Annotated in this window: 16 protein-coding genes; 6 read left to right on the top strand and 10 right to left on the bottom strand. The window is 66.2% G+C overall.

Annotated elements, in window-relative coordinates; all coding sequences use genetic code 11:
- Positions 1–73: 73 nt before the first annotated feature.
- The 10 genes from ACK3BB_RS07995 to coxB form a co-directional block, all read right to left on the bottom strand.
- Positions 74–973 carry an MBL fold metallo-hydrolase gene (locus ACK3BB_RS07995; protein WP_428928192.1) on the bottom strand — a complete coding sequence of 300 codons (900 nt, stop codon included), beginning with the start codon at positions 971–973 and terminating at the stop codon, positions 74–76.
- A gap of 207 nt (positions 974–1180) precedes the next feature.
- Positions 1181–1765: a GNAT family N-acetyltransferase gene (locus tag ACK3BB_RS07990; RefSeq protein ID WP_428928191.1), complete on the bottom strand. Its 585-nt coding sequence runs from the start codon at positions 1763–1765 to the stop codon at positions 1181–1183.
- A gap of 21 nt (positions 1766–1786) precedes the next feature.
- Positions 1787–3052 carry a M16 family metallopeptidase gene (locus ACK3BB_RS07985; RefSeq protein WP_428928190.1) on the bottom strand — a complete coding sequence of 422 codons (1266 nt, stop codon included), beginning with the start codon at positions 3050–3052 and terminating at the stop codon, positions 1787–1789.
- Positions 3049–4437, bottom strand: coding sequence for a threonine synthase (gene thrC / locus ACK3BB_RS07980; RefSeq protein WP_428928189.1), 1389 nt, complete (start codon positions 4435–4437; stop codon positions 3049–3051). The genes ACK3BB_RS07985 and thrC overlap by 4 nt, the downstream gene beginning before the upstream one ends.
- Complete coding sequence (locus tag ACK3BB_RS07975) at positions 4434–5114, bottom strand: SURF1 family protein (protein ID WP_428928188.1); 681 nt, start codon at positions 5112–5114, stop codon at positions 4434–4436. Before ACK3BB_RS07975 ends, thrC begins: the two co-directional genes overlap by 4 nt.
- A 138-nt stretch (positions 5115–5252) precedes the next feature.
- Complete coding sequence (locus ACK3BB_RS07970; protein ID WP_428928187.1) at positions 5253–6065, bottom strand: cytochrome c oxidase subunit 3; 813 nt, start codon at positions 6063–6065, stop codon at positions 5253–5255.
- Between the two features lie 11 nt (positions 6066–6076).
- Positions 6077–6664 carry a cytochrome c oxidase assembly protein gene (locus ACK3BB_RS07965; protein WP_428928186.1) on the bottom strand — a complete coding sequence of 196 codons (588 nt, stop codon included), beginning with the start codon at positions 6662–6664 and terminating at the stop codon, positions 6077–6079.
- The gene (locus tag ACK3BB_RS07960; RefSeq protein WP_428928185.1) at positions 6661–6831 is read right to left on the bottom strand and encodes a hypothetical protein; all 171 of its coding nucleotides are present in this window, start codon (positions 6829–6831) and stop codon (positions 6661–6663) included. Before ACK3BB_RS07960 ends, ACK3BB_RS07965 begins: the two co-directional genes overlap by 4 nt.
- Complete coding sequence (gene cyoE / locus ACK3BB_RS07955; protein ID WP_428928184.1) at positions 6828–7769, bottom strand: heme o synthase; 942 nt, start codon at positions 7767–7769, stop codon at positions 6828–6830. The genes ACK3BB_RS07960 and cyoE overlap by 4 nt, the downstream gene beginning before the upstream one ends.
- 91 nt (positions 7770–7860) lie before the next feature.
- Positions 7861–8703 (bottom strand): cytochrome c oxidase subunit II, encoded by an 843-nt coding sequence (coxB, locus tag ACK3BB_RS07950; protein WP_428928183.1) that lies wholly within the window; start codon positions 8701–8703, stop codon positions 7861–7863.
- A gap of 173 nt (positions 8704–8876) precedes the next feature.
- Between coxB and tldD the strand changes: the two genes are divergently transcribed.
- The 6 genes from tldD to ACK3BB_RS07920 all read left to right on the top strand — a co-directional run bounded on the left by tldD (position 8877) and on the right by ACK3BB_RS07920 (position 17193).
- Positions 8877–10307, top strand: a complete 1431-nt coding sequence (gene tldD, locus ACK3BB_RS07945; protein ID WP_428928700.1) for a metalloprotease TldD — start codon at positions 8877–8879, stop codon at positions 10305–10307.
- Positions 10308–10402: 95 nt separating this feature from the next.
- The gene (gene dprA, locus ACK3BB_RS07940; protein ID WP_428928182.1) at positions 10403–11599 is read left to right on the top strand and encodes a DNA-processing protein DprA; all 1197 of its coding nucleotides are present in this window, start codon (positions 10403–10405) and stop codon (positions 11597–11599) included.
- Between the two features lie 128 nt (positions 11600–11727).
- Positions 11728–14409 (top strand): type I DNA topoisomerase, encoded by a 2682-nt coding sequence (topA, locus tag ACK3BB_RS07935; protein WP_428928181.1) that lies wholly within the window; start codon positions 11728–11730, stop codon positions 14407–14409.
- A 159-nt stretch (positions 14410–14568) separates the two neighbouring features.
- A complete protein-coding gene (locus tag ACK3BB_RS07930) occupies positions 14569–15264 on the top strand; it encodes a CoA transferase subunit A (RefSeq protein WP_428928180.1) in 696 nt (231 codons plus the stop codon).
- A 73-nt stretch (positions 15265–15337) separates the two neighbouring features.
- Positions 15338–16423: a GSCFA domain-containing protein gene (locus ACK3BB_RS07925; protein WP_428928179.1), complete on the top strand. Its 1086-nt coding sequence runs from the start codon at positions 15338–15340 to the stop codon at positions 16421–16423.
- Entirely contained in the window at positions 16420–17193 is a 774-nt protein-coding gene (locus ACK3BB_RS07920) for a hypothetical protein (RefSeq protein ID WP_428928178.1), read from the top strand. Before ACK3BB_RS07925 ends, ACK3BB_RS07920 begins: the two co-directional genes overlap by 4 nt.
- The last annotated feature ends 53 nt before the right edge of the window (positions 17194–17246 follow it).

Here is a 17246-nt window from a genome sequence, read left to right as displayed (position 1 = left end):
GCGGGCGCCCGGGCCAGGCCCTGACAAGGGGATCAATGGCGCCTTCGATTGGCTCGCAGGTCAGCAGCGGGTCTCAATCAGGGGCGTCTTCGAGCCATTCGGGGGCCAGGACAACGATGGTCGGCCGGTCGGGCAGGTCGCGCAACGAGACCTCGACCGAAGATCCCTTGCTCATGTCGATGGCGAAATCGTCCTGCATGCCGGCCAGGAAGGCCTGCAGCGAATAGGTCGAGAACCAGTGCATCGGGATGACAACCGAGGATTTCAGGCGCTTGAGCGTGGTGATCATCTCGGGCAGCGGCAGGGTCATGCCGCCGTCGACCGGGGCCATGACAACGTCCAGCCGGCCCATGGCCGCGAATTGCGCGTCGCTGGGGATGTGGTGCAGGTGGCCCAGGTGGCCGATGCACAGGCCTTCGACCTCGAAGATGAAAACCGAATTGCCGCTTTCCTCGACGCCTTCGCCATAGGGCGAGCGGATGTCTGTCGAGACGTTGCGGATCAGCATGTCGCCCAGGTCGAGATGGTGGTCGATGCCTTCGCCATAGACGCCCCAGCCTTCCAGCACGTGGGGAATGGCCGGATCGGGCGCCGAGGTCCAATGCGAGGAATGGGCGTGGTTCATGGTGACGACATCGGGGATCAGCGGCGCGGTGCCGGTGAAGCCGGTGTAATCGGTGACGATGTTCAGCCCGCCCTGGGTCTGCAAAAGGAAGCTGGCATGGGTGATGTAATGCAGGCGGACGGTGTAATCGGGCAGTGGGTCGGTCCAGGCGGCCTTGTGCACATATGTCAGTCCCGGGGCGGCATCGGCGATGGCGATGCAATGGCTGGGGCGGCGGGACCCGTCGGTGGATTGGGCACGGGCCTCGTCCGCCGTCAGGGCCAGGGCGGCCAGGGTGGCGACGGGGGCCAGGGCGGTGAAAGGGGCCGGATGGCGCGGGCGGTCGGACGTTCTGGGCGTGAAAGGCATGGGCCGTATCCCCTGTTGACCGGCTCAGGGTAAGCGACGGCGCCTGCAAGGCCAGAGAAACCGGCGGTGCTCAAGACCTCGTGACCGGGCAGGCCGCGGCCTGCCCGTCTGTCGGGCGGCGCGGGATGGGGCGTGGCGGGGCCTGTGCGGGAGAATGGGGCGTATGGGGCGGCGGGGTAAACCCCGCCCTACGCAGCGCGGGGGGCCTTAGCCGACGTCGGTGCGGCCGCGGCGGTCCGAACGCAGGGAGGCGTAGAGCACATGGGTGCGCCAGCGGCCGTCGATCTGCAGGTAGCTCTGGGCCACGCCTTCGTATTTGAACCCCGAGCTTTCCAGCAGCCCGCGCGAGGCGGCGTTTTCCGGCAGGCAGGCGGCTTCAATCCGCGACAGGTCGAGCCGGGTGAAGGCGAAATGAACCACCCCGCCGATCGCCTCGCGCATGAAACCCATGCGGGCGAACGGCTTGCCCGTCCAATAGCCCAGCGTGCCGGCCTGGGCCGGGCCGCGCCGGATGTTGTCCAGCGTGATCGCCCCCACCAGCACCTCGTCTTCGCGCCGGAACAGGAACAGCGGCAGCGCCGACCCCGAGGCCACCGACCGCTGGGCCCAGTAGACCCGGTTGGTGAAGGCCTTGCGCGTCAGGTGATCATGCGCCCAGGTCGGCTCCCAGGGCGTGAGGTAATCGTGGCTCTCGCGGCGCAGCGAGGTCCAGGCCCGGAAATCCGAATGGGTCGGCGGACGGAGCGTCAGGCGCTCCGTCTCGATCTTCAGCTTGCGTTTGGTCAGCAACATGCAGTCGACACCTGCCCGCCGTCACGCGGTGCGCAGCTCCTGCATCTCGGCCAGGCTGGGCGCCGCATCGATCGGCCCGTAGAGCGCCAGCGCCGCCGGGGCGGTCACGGCCATCTCTTCGGCAAAGGCCCGCACCTCTTCGGTGGTCACCGCGTCGATCCGTTCGACAGTCTCCTCGAGCGGGGGCACCTTGTCCCAGATCTGGACCAGCCGGGCCAGCCGTTCGGCCCGGTTGGACGGGCTTTCCAGCCCCATCAGCATGCCGGCCTTCATCTGCGCCCTCGCCCGGGCGATCTCGGCCTCGGTCATGTCGTCGGCCGCACGCTTCATCTCGGCGATGGTGATCCGGGCCAGGTCGCCCAGCTCGTCGCCGCTGGTGCCCGCGTAGATCGTCGTTGTGCCGGTGTCGCCATAGGCCCCGGTCTGGGCAAAGATCGTGTAGCACAGGCCGCGGTTCTCGCGGATTTCCTGGAACAGCCGCGAGGACATGCCCCCGCCAAGCGCCGAGGAATAGATCTGCGAGGTATAGATCCGGTCGTCGCGATAGCCCGGGCCTTCGAAGGCCAGGGCGAAATGGGCCTGTTCCAACGGCTTGGACCGGCGCACCTCGCCCCCGGTGAACCGCGCCTGTTCCAGCGGCTCGGCCGTGTCGCGAGCCGGCAGATGGCCAAAGAGCTCTTCGGCCAGGCGCAGCAGCACGTCGTGATCCACCGCACCGGCGGCAGCGATGATCATGTGTTCGGGCCGGTAATGTTCGGCCACGAAGGCCGCCAGGTCGTCGCGCCCGAACTTGCCCACCCGTTCGGCCGGGCCCAGGATCGTCCGGCCCAGGGGCTGGTCGCGATAGCTTTCTTCCTGCAGCCAGTCGAAGATGATGTCATCGGGCGTGTCGTTGGACTGGCCGATTTCCTGCAGGATCACGCCGCGCTCGACCTCGATCTCGCGCGGGTCGAAGACCGGGTTCAGCACGATGTCGGAAATGACATCCATGGCCAGCGGCACATCCTGTTCCAGGACGCGGGCGTAATAGGCCGTGACCTCGCGCGACGTATAGGCGTTGATGTAACCGCCAACATCCTCGATGGCCTCGGCGATCTGCAGGGCCGACCGCGTGCGGGTGCCCTTGAAGGCCATGTGTTCGAGGAAATGCGCGATGCCGTTCTGTTCGATCCGCTCGTGGCGCCCGCCGGCCGCAACCCAGACCCCGATCGAGGCGGATTGCAGGCCCGGCATGACCTCGGAAACGATGCGCACGCCGTTGGGAAGTCGGTCCAGTCTGACAGTCAATTCGCGATTTGCTCCGTAATGAAAGATTCAACCGCCCGGAGATCATTGGCAATCCGGGTCACCCGTTCCGACCGTTCATACAGGTCCGCCATCCGGGGGGGAAGAGGCGGAAAGACCCCGCTAGCCGCTTCGACCGCATCGGGGAACTTGGCCGGATGGGCGGTGGCCAGGGTGATCATCGGCACCGCCGGATCGCGCTCTTCGTTGGCGACCTTCACGGCCACGGCCGAATGCGGGCACAGCAGCTCCTGCGCCGAGCCCAGGGTGGCGCGGATCGTGGCGCGGGTTTCCTCCTCGGAGGCCCGGCCCGAGGCAAAGGTGTCCTGCAGCATCTGCAAGGCGCCCTGGCTGACCTCGAAACCGCCCTGCTTCAGCTCGTCCATCAGCTGGGCCACGGCGCGGCCGTCGCGGCCATAGGCGTCGAACAGGGCCCGTTCGAAATTGGAGCTGACCTGGATGTCCATCGACGGGCTGATCGAGGGCACGGTGGGGCCCTTGTGATAGCCCTGGCCCGACAGGCAGCGGTGCAGGATGTCGTTCTGGTTGGTGGCCACGACCAGCCGGTCGATCGGCAGGCCCATGCGCTTGGCGATGTAGCCGGCGAAGATGTCGCCGAAATTGCCGGTGGGCACGGTAAAGCTGACTTTGCGCTGCGGCGCGCCCAGCGAGACGGCGGAAGAGAAGTAATAGACAACCTGGGCCAGCACGCGCGCCCAGTTGATCGAATTGACCCCGGCCAGGCGCACCCGGTCGCGGAAGTCGAAATCGTTGAACATGGCCTTCACCAGGGCCTGGCAATCGTCGAAATCGCCATCGACGGCCAGGGCATGCACGTTGGCATCGTCCGGCGTGGTCATCTGGCGGCGCTGCACCTCGCTGACCCGGCCATGGGGGAAGAGGATGAACACATCGACATTGTCGAGACCGCGAAAGGCCTCGATCGCGGCCGATCCGGTATCGCCCGAGGTCGCACCGACGATGGTCACCCGTTCGCCGGCGCGGGCCAGCGAGACCTGGAACATCTGGCCGATGAGCTGCATGGCGAAATCCTTGAAGGCCAGTGTCGGCCCATGGAACAGCTCAAGCAGGAAATGGTTACCATCCAGTTGCTTCAGGGGCGCCCGGGCGGCGTGGTCAAAGCCATCGTAGGCCCGGGCGATGATCGCGCGAAAGGTATCGTCGTCGAACGTGTCGCCGATGAAGGGCTTCATGATCCGAAAGGCGGTCTCTTCGTAGGACAGGCCGTTCAGGGCGGCGATGTCCTCGGCGCTCAGCGTCGGGATCTCGGCCGGGACATAAAGGCCGCCGTCGCGGGCCAGGCCGGTGAGCATGGCCTCTTCGAAGGTCAGTTCCGGCGCCATGCCGCGGGTGGAGATATAGCTCATGTGTCTTGGCCTTTGGGGTCGGAGGCGCGCAGGCGCCGGGCGAAGAAATAGGTCATGACCACCCAGACGGCGGCCAGCAGGAACCAGGTGATCGCGTATTGAAGGTGGTCGTTGGGAATGCCCGAGCTGTCGACCGGCAGGGGCAGGATGGTCGGATCGGTCGGGGTGGCCGCGATGATCATCACCGGCTCGGTACCCAGGGCGGCGGCGATCGACGGCACGTCGCGGGCAAACCACAGGCCGGCGGCCTCGTCCGGGTCGGGGGTAAAGCCGTCGACCTCGTCGGGCCAGTGCAGGTTGCCGGTGACCTCGAAACTGCCGGTGCTGCGCAGGGCGTCTTCGAATTCGGTGGTGGTAAAGCCGCGGTCGATCAGCACGGTGCGCCCGCCGACGCGCAAGGGCGCGATGACCCGATAGCCCGGGCCGACCTGTTTCATCGAGGCCAGCACCAGGATTTCACCGTCGAGGATCTCGCCGGTCACGCGGACGGGCAGGAAACCGGCCGTCTCGGGCGTGGGATCGTCGGGCAGCTCCACCGGCGCGGCGGCGATGCGGCTGTCGATCCGGGCCAGCATGTCCTGTTTCCAGGCCAGGCGCTGCAATTGCCAGACACCCAGCCAGACCAGCGTGGCGGTGCCGGCCAGTCCGATCAGCAAGAGGAAGAGGATGCGGCGCATGGGACCGGTTGGAACAGGGTGGCGGGCCGCACCGGACAGGGGTCGGCAGGGCCCAGGAAAAAGGCGAAAGGCGCGCGGGGAACCGCGCGCCTTGCTTCTTGTCGGGTCGGAGGCGGATTTTCAACCGCCAATCCGAACTCAGAGCAGCGAGACGCCCCACATGTAGATGGCGAAGAACAGGAACAGCCAGACCACGTCGACAAAGTGCCAGTACCAGGCGGCGGCTTCGAAGCCGATGTGGCTTTCGGGGGTGAAATCGCCCTTGGTCGACCGCAGGAAGCAGATGAACAGGAAGATCGTGCCCACGATGACGTGGAACCCGTGGAAGCCGGTGGCCATGAAGAAGTTCGAATAGAACTCGTCCCCGCCGAATTCCCAGCCCTCGTGGGCCAGCAGCTCGTAATATTCGAAGGCCTGAAGGGCCGAGAAGAACACGCCCAGCACGACGGCGATCAGCAGGCCCTGCATCACCGGCTTGCGGATGTTGCCATGGACCAGCGCATGGTGCGCCCAGGTCACGGCACAGCCCGACAGCAGCAGGATCAGGGTGTTCATCAGCGGCAGGTGGAAGGCATCGACCGGGTGGATGACCGGCGCGGTGTATTCGCTGCCGACGTAATCTTCCATCGGGTAGATGGCATGTTTGAAGAACGACCAGAACCAGGCCGAGAAGAACATGACCTCGGACATGATGAACAGGATGAAGCCGTAGCGCAGGCCGATCAGGACGACGGGCGTGTGATCGCCGGCATGTTCCTCGGCCACGGTTTCGCCCCACCAGGCGTACATCGTGTACAGCACCAGGGCCAGGCCGATCAGGCAGAGCCATGCGCCGCTGCCGTGCATCCAGAGCACGCCGCCGAACAGCATCAGGAACGCGCCGACAGAGGCGGCCAGCGGCCAGATGGACGGGTGGAGAATGTGATAGTCGTGGTTCTTAGCGTGTGCCATCGGCTTGTCCCTCACCTTTCGGACGTGTTGATCGCCTCTGCCTGCGCATCCGTCAAGGCGGCATAGTCTTCGGGCAGATCTATTTCATAGAACGTATAACTGAGTGTGATCGTGTGGACGAACTTGCCGTCCCGGTCGGTCACGATCTCGGGGTCGACGAAAAACGTCACCGGCATCTGCACGCGCTCGCCGGGTTGCAGCACCTGCTCGGTGAAGCAGAAGCATTCGATCTTGGCAAAGAACGATCCGGCCGTATAGGGCGTCACGTTATAGGCCGCCTGGCCGGCGACGGGCCGGTCGGTGGGGTTGTAGGCCTCGTAGAAGGCCAGGCCCGTCTCGCCGATCTTCAGCTCCATCTCGCGCTGGACCGGCTTGAATTCCCAGGGCATGCCCTTTTCGCGCGAGGCGTCGAAGCGCACCTTGATGGTCTTGTCGAGGATGGTGTCGGAATCGCCCTCGGCGGTGTTGGTATAACCGCCGTAGCCGGTCACCCGGCAGAACCAGTTGTAGAGCGGGATCGCGGCCCAGGCCATGGCCCCCATGAAGACGACGACCGACACCAGCTGGATCAGGGTCTTGCGCTTGGGGCTCATGCTCATTGGCCGCTGCCCTCCTGCGCGGGCTGGGTTTCGACGAAATTGCCCGTCGACACCTTGGCCACGGTCAGCCCGAAGACGATGCAGATGAAGGCCGCCAGCACCAGGCCGGTGCCGATGTTGCGGCTGCTGCGGCGGTGGTGCAGCTCATGGGTGACACGAAAGCTCATGACCAGCCTCCCAGACCATAGAGCCCAAGCGCGGCCTGCACGAGGATGGCCATGAAATGGGCAAAGAGATAAAGCAGCGAGACCCGGAAGAACCGGCGCTCGACGGCGAAATTGTCGGCCTCGGCCATGGTCTCGTCCCGGCGCCAGATGCGCCATGCGCCGGCCAGGAAGATGGCGTTGAGCACGACGGCCGTGGCCAGGTAGACCGGCCCGCCCAGCCCGGTGAAGCCGGTGCCGATGGCCAGGACGGCCAGCAGGATGGTGTAGACCAGGATATGCACGCGGGTGGCCCGGCGGCCATGGGTGACGGTCAGCATCGGCACGCCGGCATCGTCGTAATCGTTGCGCATGAACAGGGCCAGGGCCCAGAAATGCGGGGGCGTCCACATGAAGGTCAGGGCAAACATCAGCCAGGGCTCGATCGACATGCTGCCGGTCGCCGCGACCCAGCCGATGACCGGCGGAAAGGCCCCGGCGGCGCCGCCGATGACGATGTTCTGGGGCGTCGAGCGTTTCAGCCACATCGTGTAGATCACGACGTAGAAGAAGATGGTGAAGGCCAGCATCGCCGCGGCCAGGGCATTGGTTGCCAGCCACAGCATGACAACCGAGAAGACCGACAGGGTCAGGCCGATGGCCAGGGCCTCGTCGCCGGTGACCTTGCCGGCGGGGATCGGCCGCTTGACGGTGCGCTTCATGACCCGGTCGATATCGGCGTCCCACCACATGTTCAGCGCGCCCGAGGCGCCGCCGCCCACGGCGATGAACAGGATCGCGCAGAAGCCGACGAAGGGATTGACCGATGCCGGCGCGGCCAGGAGGCCGACAAAGGCCGTGAACACCACCAGCGACATGACACGCGGCTTCAGCAGGGCGAAATAATCCCCGAAGCTCGCTTCATCGTCCTTGCCGGTGATGGGATAGCTGGCGTCGCTCATGATCGGTCTTTCTGCTTGGACAGGCGGGCCAGGCCGGCCCGCCCGCTGTCATCCTGGCACATTGCCCCGCCCACCCGGGCGGGGGCCCGCCTCAGTTCGAGGCGACGCGGTAATCGTTCCGCGGCGTGCCGGCATATTCCTCGATCGCGCCGTTCAGCCATTCCTCGTAGGCCTCTTCGCTCACGACCTTGACGGTGATCGGCATGTAGGCGTGGTCCTTGCCGCAAAGCTCGGAACACTGGCCGAAATAGATGCCTTCCTTCTCGGCCTTGAACCACAGCTCGGCCAGGCGGCCGGGCACGGCGTCCTGCTTCACGCCGAAGGCCGGGATGGTCCAGGCGTGGATCACGTCGGCGCCGGTGACCTGCATGACGATGGTCTTGCCGACGGGCACGACAACGGCGGTGTCGGTGGCCAGCAGGTATTCGTCGTCGGCGTAGCCGTATTCGGCCAGCTGGTCGCGCTCGAGCTTGAACGATTCGAACCCGAAGTCGTGATCGACGTATTCATAGCCCCAGTACCACTGGTAACCGACGACCTTGATGGTTACGTCCCCTTCCGGGATTTCCTGTTGCTTGAACAGGACCGGCAGCGAGAAGGCACCGATGAAGACCAGGATCAGCACGGGCACCAGCGTCCAGGCGATTTCCAGCGGCGAATTGTGCGTGAAGGTCGCCGGTGTCGGGTTCGCCTTGGAATTGTAGCGGACGATGCAGACGGCCAGCAGGGCAACGACGAACAGGCAGATCACGGTGATGATGACCAGCAGCAGGTGGTCGAGCGAATGAATGTCGCGCGCCAGTTCGGTCGCCGCGGGCTGAAAGCCCAGCTTGCCCGAAACCGGCTTGCCGATGACTTCAAGCTGCTCCTGCGCCGCGGCCGGAAGCGCGGTGAGGGCCGCGAAAAGGCCCGAAAGGGTAAGAACGTGTTTCATGTCGTGTCCTGATCGGTTCATCCGCAATGTGCCACAGACGGTCGCGAACGCACGCGCCGAGACCGGTTGTCATTGAGCCAGCTAGAAAACATATTCAACCGCGCAGATAAAGACGTCTGTTTGCGGCAAACAGACGCTTTTTGATCCAGGACAACGACCGCGAGGCCTCCGACATGCACCGAGACAGCTCAGAATCATTCCGCCCGCTGGACGATGCCATCGGCCGCGAAGAGGCGCTGGCCGTGCTGCGCCAGGCCACCGACGGGGCCGATGACGGCGAGTTGTTCCTGGAGCGCCGCAAGTCGGAAGCCCTTGTTTTCGATGACGGAAGGCTGCGCAACGCGACCTATGACGCGTCCGAGGGTTTCGGCCTGCGGGCGGTGCGGGGCGAGGTGACGGGCTATGCCCATTCCACCGAAATCTCGGAACAGGCCCTGTTGCGGGCGGCCGAGACGACCCGGCTGGCCGTGGGCGACGGCGGCGGCACCTGGGCCGAGGGGCCACAACCGACCAACGTCCGGCTTTACGGCGACGACGACCCGATCTCGGGCCTGCCCTTCCCGGTCAAGGTCGACACCCTGCGCGAGATCGACGCCTTCCTGCGCGATCTGGACCCGCGCGTGGTGCAGGTGACGGCCTCGCTGTCGGCCGGGCTGCAGGAGGTCGAGATCCTGCGCCCCGACGGCGTGCTGGTGCGCGATGCGCGACCGATGACGCGGATGAACGTGTCGGTCATCGTCGAGGAACACGGCCGGCGCGAAAGCGGCACGGCCGGCGGTGGCGGGCGTGTCGGGCTCGACGGCCTGATCGAGCGTGCATCCTGGGAAGCCAAGGCCCGCGAGGCGCTGCGCATCGCGGTGGTGAACCTGGGCGCCGAACCCGCGCCGGCCGGCGTGATGGAGGTCGCACTTGGGCCCGGATGGCCGGGGATCCTGCTGCACGAGGCCGTGGGCCACGGGCTGGAAGGCGATTTCAACCGCAAGGGGGCCTCGGCCTTTGCCGGGCTGATGGGTCAGCGGGTGGCCGCACCGGGGGTGACCGTGCTGGATGACGGCACGATCCCGGACAGGCGCGGATCGATTTCCGTCGATGACGAGGGCACGCCTTCGGGCAAGAACGTGCTGATCGAGGACGGCATCCTGGTGGGCTACATGCAGGACCGCCAGAACGCCCGGCTGATGGGCGTGCCGCCCACGGGCAACGGGCGGCGGCAGAGCTATGCCCATGCGCCGATGCCGCGGATGACCAACACCTACATGCTGGGCGGGTCGGTCGCGCCGGGCGACATCGTGGCCGACATCAAGGACGGCATCTGGGCCGTGGGCTTTGGCGGCGGCCAGGTCGACATCACCAACGGCAAGTTCGTGTTTTCCTGCACCGAGGCCTACCGGGTGAAAAACGGCAAGGTCGGAGCGCCGGTCAAGGGCGCCACGCTGATCGGTGACGGGGCCACCGCGCTGAGCAAGATCCGGGCGCTCGGCAACGACATGGCGCTGGACCCGGGGCTGGGCAATTGCGGCAAGAACGGCCAATGGGTGCCGGTCGGCGTGGGCCAGCCGACCCTGCTGATGGACGGGCTGACAGTGGGCGGTGCGGCAATCTGACGGTTTTCGCGAAAAAACGAGAAAAAGGTGTTTCGGTTTACCCCCTATTAACCCTTGGAGCCGTAAAGCTGTTCGTGCAGTAGGCGGAGCCGCGGATGACCGAAGACCGAATTTCTTCCACTCACCCCCCACTCCCACCCACCACGGAAGAAGATCGGTTTGCGTGGCTCCGTCTCCTGCGTTCGCGTCGTGTCGGTGCAACCATGTTTCACCGGCTCATGGCCGAACACGGGTCGGCGCAGAACGCGTTGGCCGCGCTGCCTGAACTGGCACGCGCAGCCGGGATCGAGGACTATGAAATATGTCCTTCCGGCATCATAGACGCCGAGATCAAGGCCGCAAAAGCCGCCGAAGCGCGGCTTTTGTGCCTTGGCTCGGGCGACTACCCTGCCCTTCTGGCCGAACTGCCCGATGCCCCGCCACTGCTGTGGGTGATCGGTGATGCCAACTGGCTGAAACAGCCGCTGATCGCCCTGGTGGGCGCGCGCAATGCCTCGTCTCTGGGGCTGCGCATGGCCCGCGGGCTGGCGCGGGACCTGGGCCGGGCGGGCTTTGTCGTGGTCTCGGGCCTGGCCCGGGGCGTCGATGCCGCCGCCCACGAGGCCGCGCTCGACACCGGGACGATTGCCGTGATGGCCGGTGGGGTCGACATGATCTACCCGGCCGAGAACACCCGGCTGGCCCATGACATCGCCCGCAAGGGCGCCCGGCTGTCGGAACAGCCCATGGGGCTGCAACCGAAATCCCGCCATTTCCCCTGTCGCAACCGAATCGTGTCGGGCCTGTCGCAGGCCGTCGTGGTGATCGAGGCCGCGGCCCGGTCGGGCAGCCTGATCACCGCCCGCGACGCGCTGGACCAGGGCCGCGAGGTCCTGGTCGTGCCGGGCCATCCCTATGATCCGCGCGCCTCGGGCTGCAACATGCTGATCCGAGACGGTGCCACGCTGGTGCGCCATGCCGAGGACGTGATCGAGGCGCTGTCGCCGCTGATGCCCTCCACCGGGGCAGCAAAGGACAACGCCGCAAGGGCAGCCAGGGACACTGCCCAGCCCAAGGTGCAGCCCGCGCAGCAACCCCCGCCGCAACCGCCCGCCGACCGGCGCAGCCGGCAGGAAACCGCCGCCCTGCACCAGCAGATCCTGTCGCGGCTGGGCCCCGCCCCGCTGGCCGAAGACCAGCTGATCCGCGACCTGGCCTCCACCCCGCGCAGCGTCGGCCCCGCGCTTGTCGAGCTGGAGCTCGACGGCCGGATCCAGCGCTGCTCCGGCGGCATGGTCACGCGCGTTTCCTAGGCAATTCGCCCCGCCGGGGGGCCGGTTCGGCCGCGGCTTTTCCGCCGCGATTGACAATCGCCTCTTGCACCCCACATCTTCCGCGGCCAATAACCGCCCGGTACCCGTGCCTTGAGGATTTCCGCTAAATGCCTGTTGTCGTTGTCGAATCTCCGGCCAAAGCCAAAACGATCAACAAATATCTCGGCCCAGACTACACCGTTCTGGCCTCGTATGGCCATGTTCGGGACCTGCCGCCGAAGGATGGATCGGTCGATCCCGAGCATGATTTCGACATGCTGTGGGAGGTCGGATCCGACAGCAAGAAGCACATCAAGGCCATCGCCGACGCACTGGCCGACGACAACGCCCTGATCCTCGCGACCGACCCCGACCGCGAGGGCGAGGCGATTTCGTGGCACCTGCAGGAAGCGCTGACCAAGCGCCGGTCGATCAAGAAGGACACGCCGGTCAGCCGGGTGGTCTTCAACGCGATCACCAAGGACGCCGTCACCCAGGCCATGCAGAACCCGCGCCAGGTCGACATGCCGCTGGTCGAGGCCTACCTGGCCCGCCGCGCGCTGGATTACCTGGTGGGCTTCAACCTGTCGCCGGTCCTGTGGCGCAAGCTGCCCGGCGCGAAATCGGCCGGCCGGGTGCAATCGGTCTGCCTGCGCCTGATCGTCGAGCGCGAGATGGAGATCGAGGCCTTCCGCCCGCGCGAATACTGGTCGGTCAAGGCGATCCTGACCACCCCGCGCGGCCAGGAATACGAGGCGCGCCTGGTCAGCCTGGCCGGCGACAAGCTGGACCGGTTCGACATCGAGAACCAGACCCAGGCCGAGCTGGCCGTGCAGGCGATCAACAGCCGCGACCTGACCATCACGTCGGTCGAGGCGAAACCGGCCGCGCGCAACCCGTCGGCGCCCTTCATGACCTCGACCCTGCAACAGGAAGCCAGCCGCAAGTTCGGCATGGGCGCGCGGCAGACGATGTCGACGGCCCAGCGGCTCTACGAGGCCGGCTACATCACCTACATGCGGACCGACGGCATCGACATGGCGCCCGAGGCGGTGACCGCCGCGCGTGACGAGATCGCCGGGCGCTATGGCAAGGAATACGTGCCCGACAGCCCGCGGGTCTATAAGAACAAGGCCAAGAACGCCCAGGAAGCGCATGAATGCATCCGGCCGACGGACATGGGCCGCGACGCCGACAGCCTCAAGGTGACCGACCAGGACCAGCGCCGGCTCTACGACCTGATCTGGAAACGGACCCTGGCCTGCCAGATGGAATCGGCCCGGCTGGAGCGCACGACCGTCGAGGTGGGCAGCGCCGATGGCCAGGTGGGCCTGCGCGCGACCGGCCAGGTGGTGCTGTTCGACGGCTTCCTGCGGGTCTACGAGGAAGGCCGCGACGACGCGGTGACCGATGACGACGACAAGCGCCTGCCCCAGGTCCACGAGGGCGAGAAGGCCGACAAGAAGACGATCACGCCGGAACAGCATTTCACCCAGCCCCCGCCGCGCTACACCGAGGCGACGCTGGTCAAGCGCATGGAAGAGCTGGGCATCGGGCGGCCGTCGACCTATGCGTCGATCGTGACGACGATCCAGGACCGGGGCTATGTGCGCAAGGACAAGAACCGGCTGATTCCCGAGGACAAGGGCCGGTTGGTCATTGCCTTCCTGGAAAACTACTTCCGGCGCTACGTGGGCTATGATTTCACCGCCGGGCTCGAAGACGAGCTGGACCAGGTCAGCGCGGGTGACGCCGATTACAAGGACGTGCTGCAGAAGTTCTGGCAGGATTTCTCGGCGGCGATCGAGGAAACCGCCGATCTGCGCATCACCGAGGTGCTGGAAAAGATCAACGAGGTGCTGGAACCGCACCTGTTCCCGCCCAACGAGGAAGGCACCGACCCGCGGTTGTGCCCCAATTGCGGCCAGGGCCGGCTGTCGATGCGCACGGCGCGGTCGGGCGGGGCCTTCATCGGCTGTTCGAACTATCCCGAATGCCGGTACACGCGCCCCTTCGGGCCTCCGGGCCAGGAAGACCCCAGCGACATCCCGCCCGAGGGCAAGGTGCTGGGCGAGGATGCGGGCGACAAGATCTACGCGTTCAAGGGCCGGTTCGGGCCTTATGTCCAGCGCGGCGAGGCGACGGACGAACAGCCCAAGCCCCCGCGCCAGTCGATCCCCAAACCCTGGCCGCCCAACGAGGTGACGCTGGAACAGGCCGTCAAGCTGCTGGCCCTGCCCCGCGAGATCGGGCCTCACCCGGAAGACGGGGTGATGATCTGGTCGAACATCGGGCGCTACGGGCCCTACCTGAAACACGCCGATTCGATTTCCTTCAAGGGCGGCACCAATGCCAACCTGGAAAGCGTCGAGGACGTCTGGGAGATCGGCATGAACCGCGCGGTCGAGGTGCTGGCCTCGAAGCCCAAGCGGGGCAAGGCCGCGGCGGCGACGCCGCTGAAAGAGCTGGGCGAACATCCCGAGCACGGCGGACCGATCAATGTCATGAAGGGCCGCTATGGGCCTTACGTGAAATGGGAAAAGGTCAACGCGACGATTCCGAACGAGGTCGAACCCGAGGATGTGACCATCGATTTCGCCGTTCAGCTGATCGATGAACGGGCGGCCAAGACCGGCAAGGGCAAGAAGAAGGCCGCGCCGAAGAAAGCGGCGGCCAAGAAGACGACGGCGAAGAAGACCACAGCCAAGAAAACGGCGACCAAGAAGGCAGCACCCAAGAAGGCCGCTGCGCCGAAATCCGCCAAGACCGGCGGTGATGAGTCGTCATCGCAGGCGGGCGAGGCCGAATAGGCCACCCCGCCCCCGGCCCGGGGCCATGCGCATGTTGACAGCCGCGCCGGGCCAATGGCATTCGACTTCGGGCGGGGTCTGGAGTGGCGCCGCCGTCACGGGCGCGGCCAGGAGGGACGCGGCCCCTGGTACAGTCAGCAACGACGTGGGAAGCATTTCATGAAAAAAGTCTATGCCTCGGCCCAGGAAGCTCTTGATGGGGTGCTGTTCGACGGAATGCTGATCGCCGCAGGGGGCTTTGGCCTGTGCGGCATCCCCGAGCTGCTGCTGCAGGCGATCAAGGATGCCGGCACCAAGGACCTGACCTTTGCCTCAAACAATGCCGGCGTTGACGATTTCGGCATCGGCATCCTGCTGCAGACCAAGCAGGTCAAGAAGATGATCTCGTCCTACGTGGGCGAAAATGCCGAGTTCATGCGCCAGTATCTCAGCGGCGAGCTGGAGCTGGAATTCAACCCGCAGGGCACCCTTGCCGAGCGCATGCGCGCCGCCGGCTGCGGCATCCCCGGTTTCTACACCAAGACCGGCGTGGGCACCGTCATTGCCGAGGGCAAGGAACACAAGGACTTCAACGGCGAGACCTATATCCTCGAAGAGGGGATCTTTGCCGACCTCAGCATCGTCAAGGCCTGGAAGGCCGATGCGACGGGCAACCTGGTGTTCCGCAAGACCGCGCGCAACTTCAACCCGCCGGCGGCCATGTGCGGCAAGATCTGCGTGGCCGAGGTCGAGGAAATCGTGCCGACCGGCAGCCTGGACCCCGACACGATCCACCTGCCCGGCATCTACGTGCACCGCCTGATCCAGGGCGAGCACGAAAAGCGGATCGAACAGCGCACCGTCCGCGCCGCCTGATCGCCCCGGGCCGGGCCCGCCCGCCGGAGCGGGTGCCCGGCCGCCGACCTGACCTCCGGCCGGGAGGGAGCACATGGGCGCCCCAGCAAGTCCCTACAGCGACCTGGAACCCCGGGCCTTCTGGCGGTCGGCCGTTACCGACCGCGAGCCGCTGGACCCCGGCGATGTCTATCGCCCGAAATTCCCGATCACCCGCGACATGCGCATCGCCACGGCCGGATCCTGCTTTGCCCAGCATGTGGGTCGGGCGCTCAAGACCGCCGGGTTCAACGTCATCGACACCGAACCGATGCCGCTGGATGTCGATCTGACGCTGGCGCAGCGCTATGGATACGAGCTTTACTCGGCGCGCTACGGAAATATCTACACCACCCGTCAGCTGATGCAGCTGGTCGAGGAAGCGCGGGGCAAGGTCACCCCGGCGCACCGGGTCTGGGAACGCGACGGGCGGTATGTCGATGCTCAAAGGCCCAGTATCGAACCCGACGGATTCGACAGCCCCGAGGCGGTGCTGGCCCATCGCGAACGCCACCTGATCAACGTGCGCAAGGCCTTCTTCCGCTGTGACTTGATGGTCTTTACCTTCGGCCTGACCGAGGCCTGGATCGACCGCGAGAGCGGCACGGTCTATCCCACCGCGCCGGGCACGATTGCCGGCCGGCACGATGATGCGGTCTTTGGGTTCCACAATTACCGCTACGACGAGATCAAGCGCGATTTCGAGACCTTCATGGCGCTCATGCGGGCGCGCAACAAGGATGTCCGGTTCCTGATCACGACGTCCCCCGTGCCGCTGACGGCCACGGCCTCGGGCCATCATGTCGAGGTGGCCACCTGCTATTCCAAGTCGGTCCTGCGGGCGGTCTGCGGGGCGCTGGCCGATGCCAACGACGATGTCGACTACTTCCCGTCCTACGAGATCATCACCTCGGCCAACACGCGCGGGGTCTATTACGAGACCAACAAGCGCACGGTATCGCGGCTGGGCGTGCAGACGGCGATGAACACCTTCATGGCCGCCCATGGGGCCGCCCCATCGGCCGATGCGGCCCCGTCGGGCGGCGGTGCGGAAAAGACCGCCCCGCGCCGGGCCCGAGCGGGCGGGGCCCGGGCCGACGATGTCTGCGAGGACGCCCTGCTGGAGGCCTTCTCGCGATGAGCCGGGCGGTGATGATCGGGTCGTCCCACACCGCCGCGCTGCGCATGGCCTGGGATGCGATGACGCCGGAGGACCGGCCCTTCGATCTGGATTTCCTCGTCGCGCCCGCCGGGATCTTTGCCGAACTGTCGATGCAGGACGGCCATGTCTTTGGCCTGCACGATCCCGATCTCCTGCCGACCAAGGCACGGGTATCGCTCGAACGGCTGAACGGCAGCCTGACCGTCGATGTCGCCAGCTACGATTGGGTCATCCTGGTCGGCCATGCCTTCACCGACATGGGCCTGCTGTCGCTGCTGGAACATGCCGATGTCGACGGGCTGCGCGCGGTGGGCGCCGATCAGATCGTCTCGCGCCCGGCCTTTGATGCATTGCTGACGGCCAGCATCGCCCGCGCCCTGCCCGATCCCTGCTGGCACAACCGCACCGACACCCGGGTCTGCGTGGTCCAGCGCCCGCGCCAGTCCGAAGCCGCGCTGGAGGCGTCGCGCAAGCTGGCCGCGCTGAACCGCGACAGCACCGGGCTGGGCGAGGCGCTGGATTACTGCACCGCCGCCGCCACCCGCGCGCTGGAGCCGCTGGGCCTCGCGCTGATCGACCAGCCGGCCGAGACGATCGGCGCCCGCGGACTGACCCGGGCGGAATTCTCGCGCGGGTCGATCAAGCTGAACGAGCGGACGCATGACGACGACGACAATGCCCACATGAATCCCGACTATGGCGCGCTGCAATGGCGGGAAATACTTGAAACCCTCGGGCTGCAAAAGTAGCCCCTAGGGTAAGCACCCTGCCCGGCCCGGTTGGCCGGCATCATGGAGGATGA

It is taken from the genome of Marinibacterium sp. SX1 (assembly GCF_050389775.1).
GTDB lineage: Bacteria > Pseudomonadota > Alphaproteobacteria > Rhodobacterales > Rhodobacteraceae > Marinibacterium.
The sequence above is the reverse complement of the archived record's forward strand: the minus strand, read 5'-3'. Positions and strand labels throughout refer to the sequence as shown.

Bases quoted from the DNA above. Each gene is read 5' to 3' on its own strand.
- ACK3BB_RS07965 (WP_428928186.1), bottom strand. From the start codon at position 6,664: ATGAGCATGAGCCCCAAGCGCAAGACCCTGATCCAGCTGGTGTCGGTC.
- ACK3BB_RS07975 (WP_428928188.1), bottom strand. From the start codon at position 5,114: ATGCGCCGCATCCTCTTCCTCTTGCTGATCGGACTGGCCGGCACCGCC.
- cyoE (WP_428928184.1), bottom strand. From the start codon at position 7,769: ATGAGCGACGCCAGCTATCCCATCACCGGCAAGGACGATGAAGCGAGC.
- ACK3BB_RS07990 (WP_428928191.1), bottom strand. From the start codon at position 1,765: ATGTTGCTGACCAAACGCAAGCTGAAGATCGAGACGGAGCGCCTGACG.
- ACK3BB_RS07960 (WP_428928185.1), bottom strand. From the start codon at position 6,831: ATGAGCTTTCGTGTCACCCATGAGCTGCACCACCGCCGCAGCAGCCGC.
- topA (WP_428928181.1), top strand. From the start codon at position 11,728: ATGCCTGTTGTCGTTGTCGAATCTCCGGCCAAAGCCAAAACGATCAAC.
- ACK3BB_RS07920 (WP_428928178.1), top strand. From the start codon at position 16,420: ATGAGCCGGGCGGTGATGATCGGGTCGTCCCACACCGCCGCGCTGCGC.
- dprA (WP_428928182.1), top strand. From the start codon at position 10,403: ATGACCGAAGACCGAATTTCTTCCACTCACCCCCCACTCCCACCCACC.
- thrC (WP_428928189.1), bottom strand. From the start codon at position 4,437: ATGAGCTATATCTCCACCCGCGGCATGGCGCCGGAACTGACCTTCGAA.
- ACK3BB_RS07930 (WP_428928180.1), top strand. From the start codon at position 14,569: ATGAAAAAAGTCTATGCCTCGGCCCAGGAAGCTCTTGATGGGGTGCTG.
- ACK3BB_RS07970 (WP_428928187.1), bottom strand. From the start codon at position 6,065: ATGGCACACGCTAAGAACCACGACTATCACATTCTCCACCCGTCCATC.
- ACK3BB_RS07995 (WP_428928192.1), bottom strand. From the start codon at position 973: ATGCCTTTCACGCCCAGAACGTCCGACCGCCCGCGCCATCCGGCCCCT.
- coxB (WP_428928183.1), bottom strand. From the start codon at position 8,703: ATGAAACACGTTCTTACCCTTTCGGGCCTTTTCGCGGCCCTCACCGCG.
- tldD (WP_428928700.1), top strand. From the start codon at position 8,877: ATGCACCGAGACAGCTCAGAATCATTCCGCCCGCTGGACGATGCCATC.
- ACK3BB_RS07925 (WP_428928179.1), top strand. From the start codon at position 15,338: ATGGGCGCCCCAGCAAGTCCCTACAGCGACCTGGAACCCCGGGCCTTC.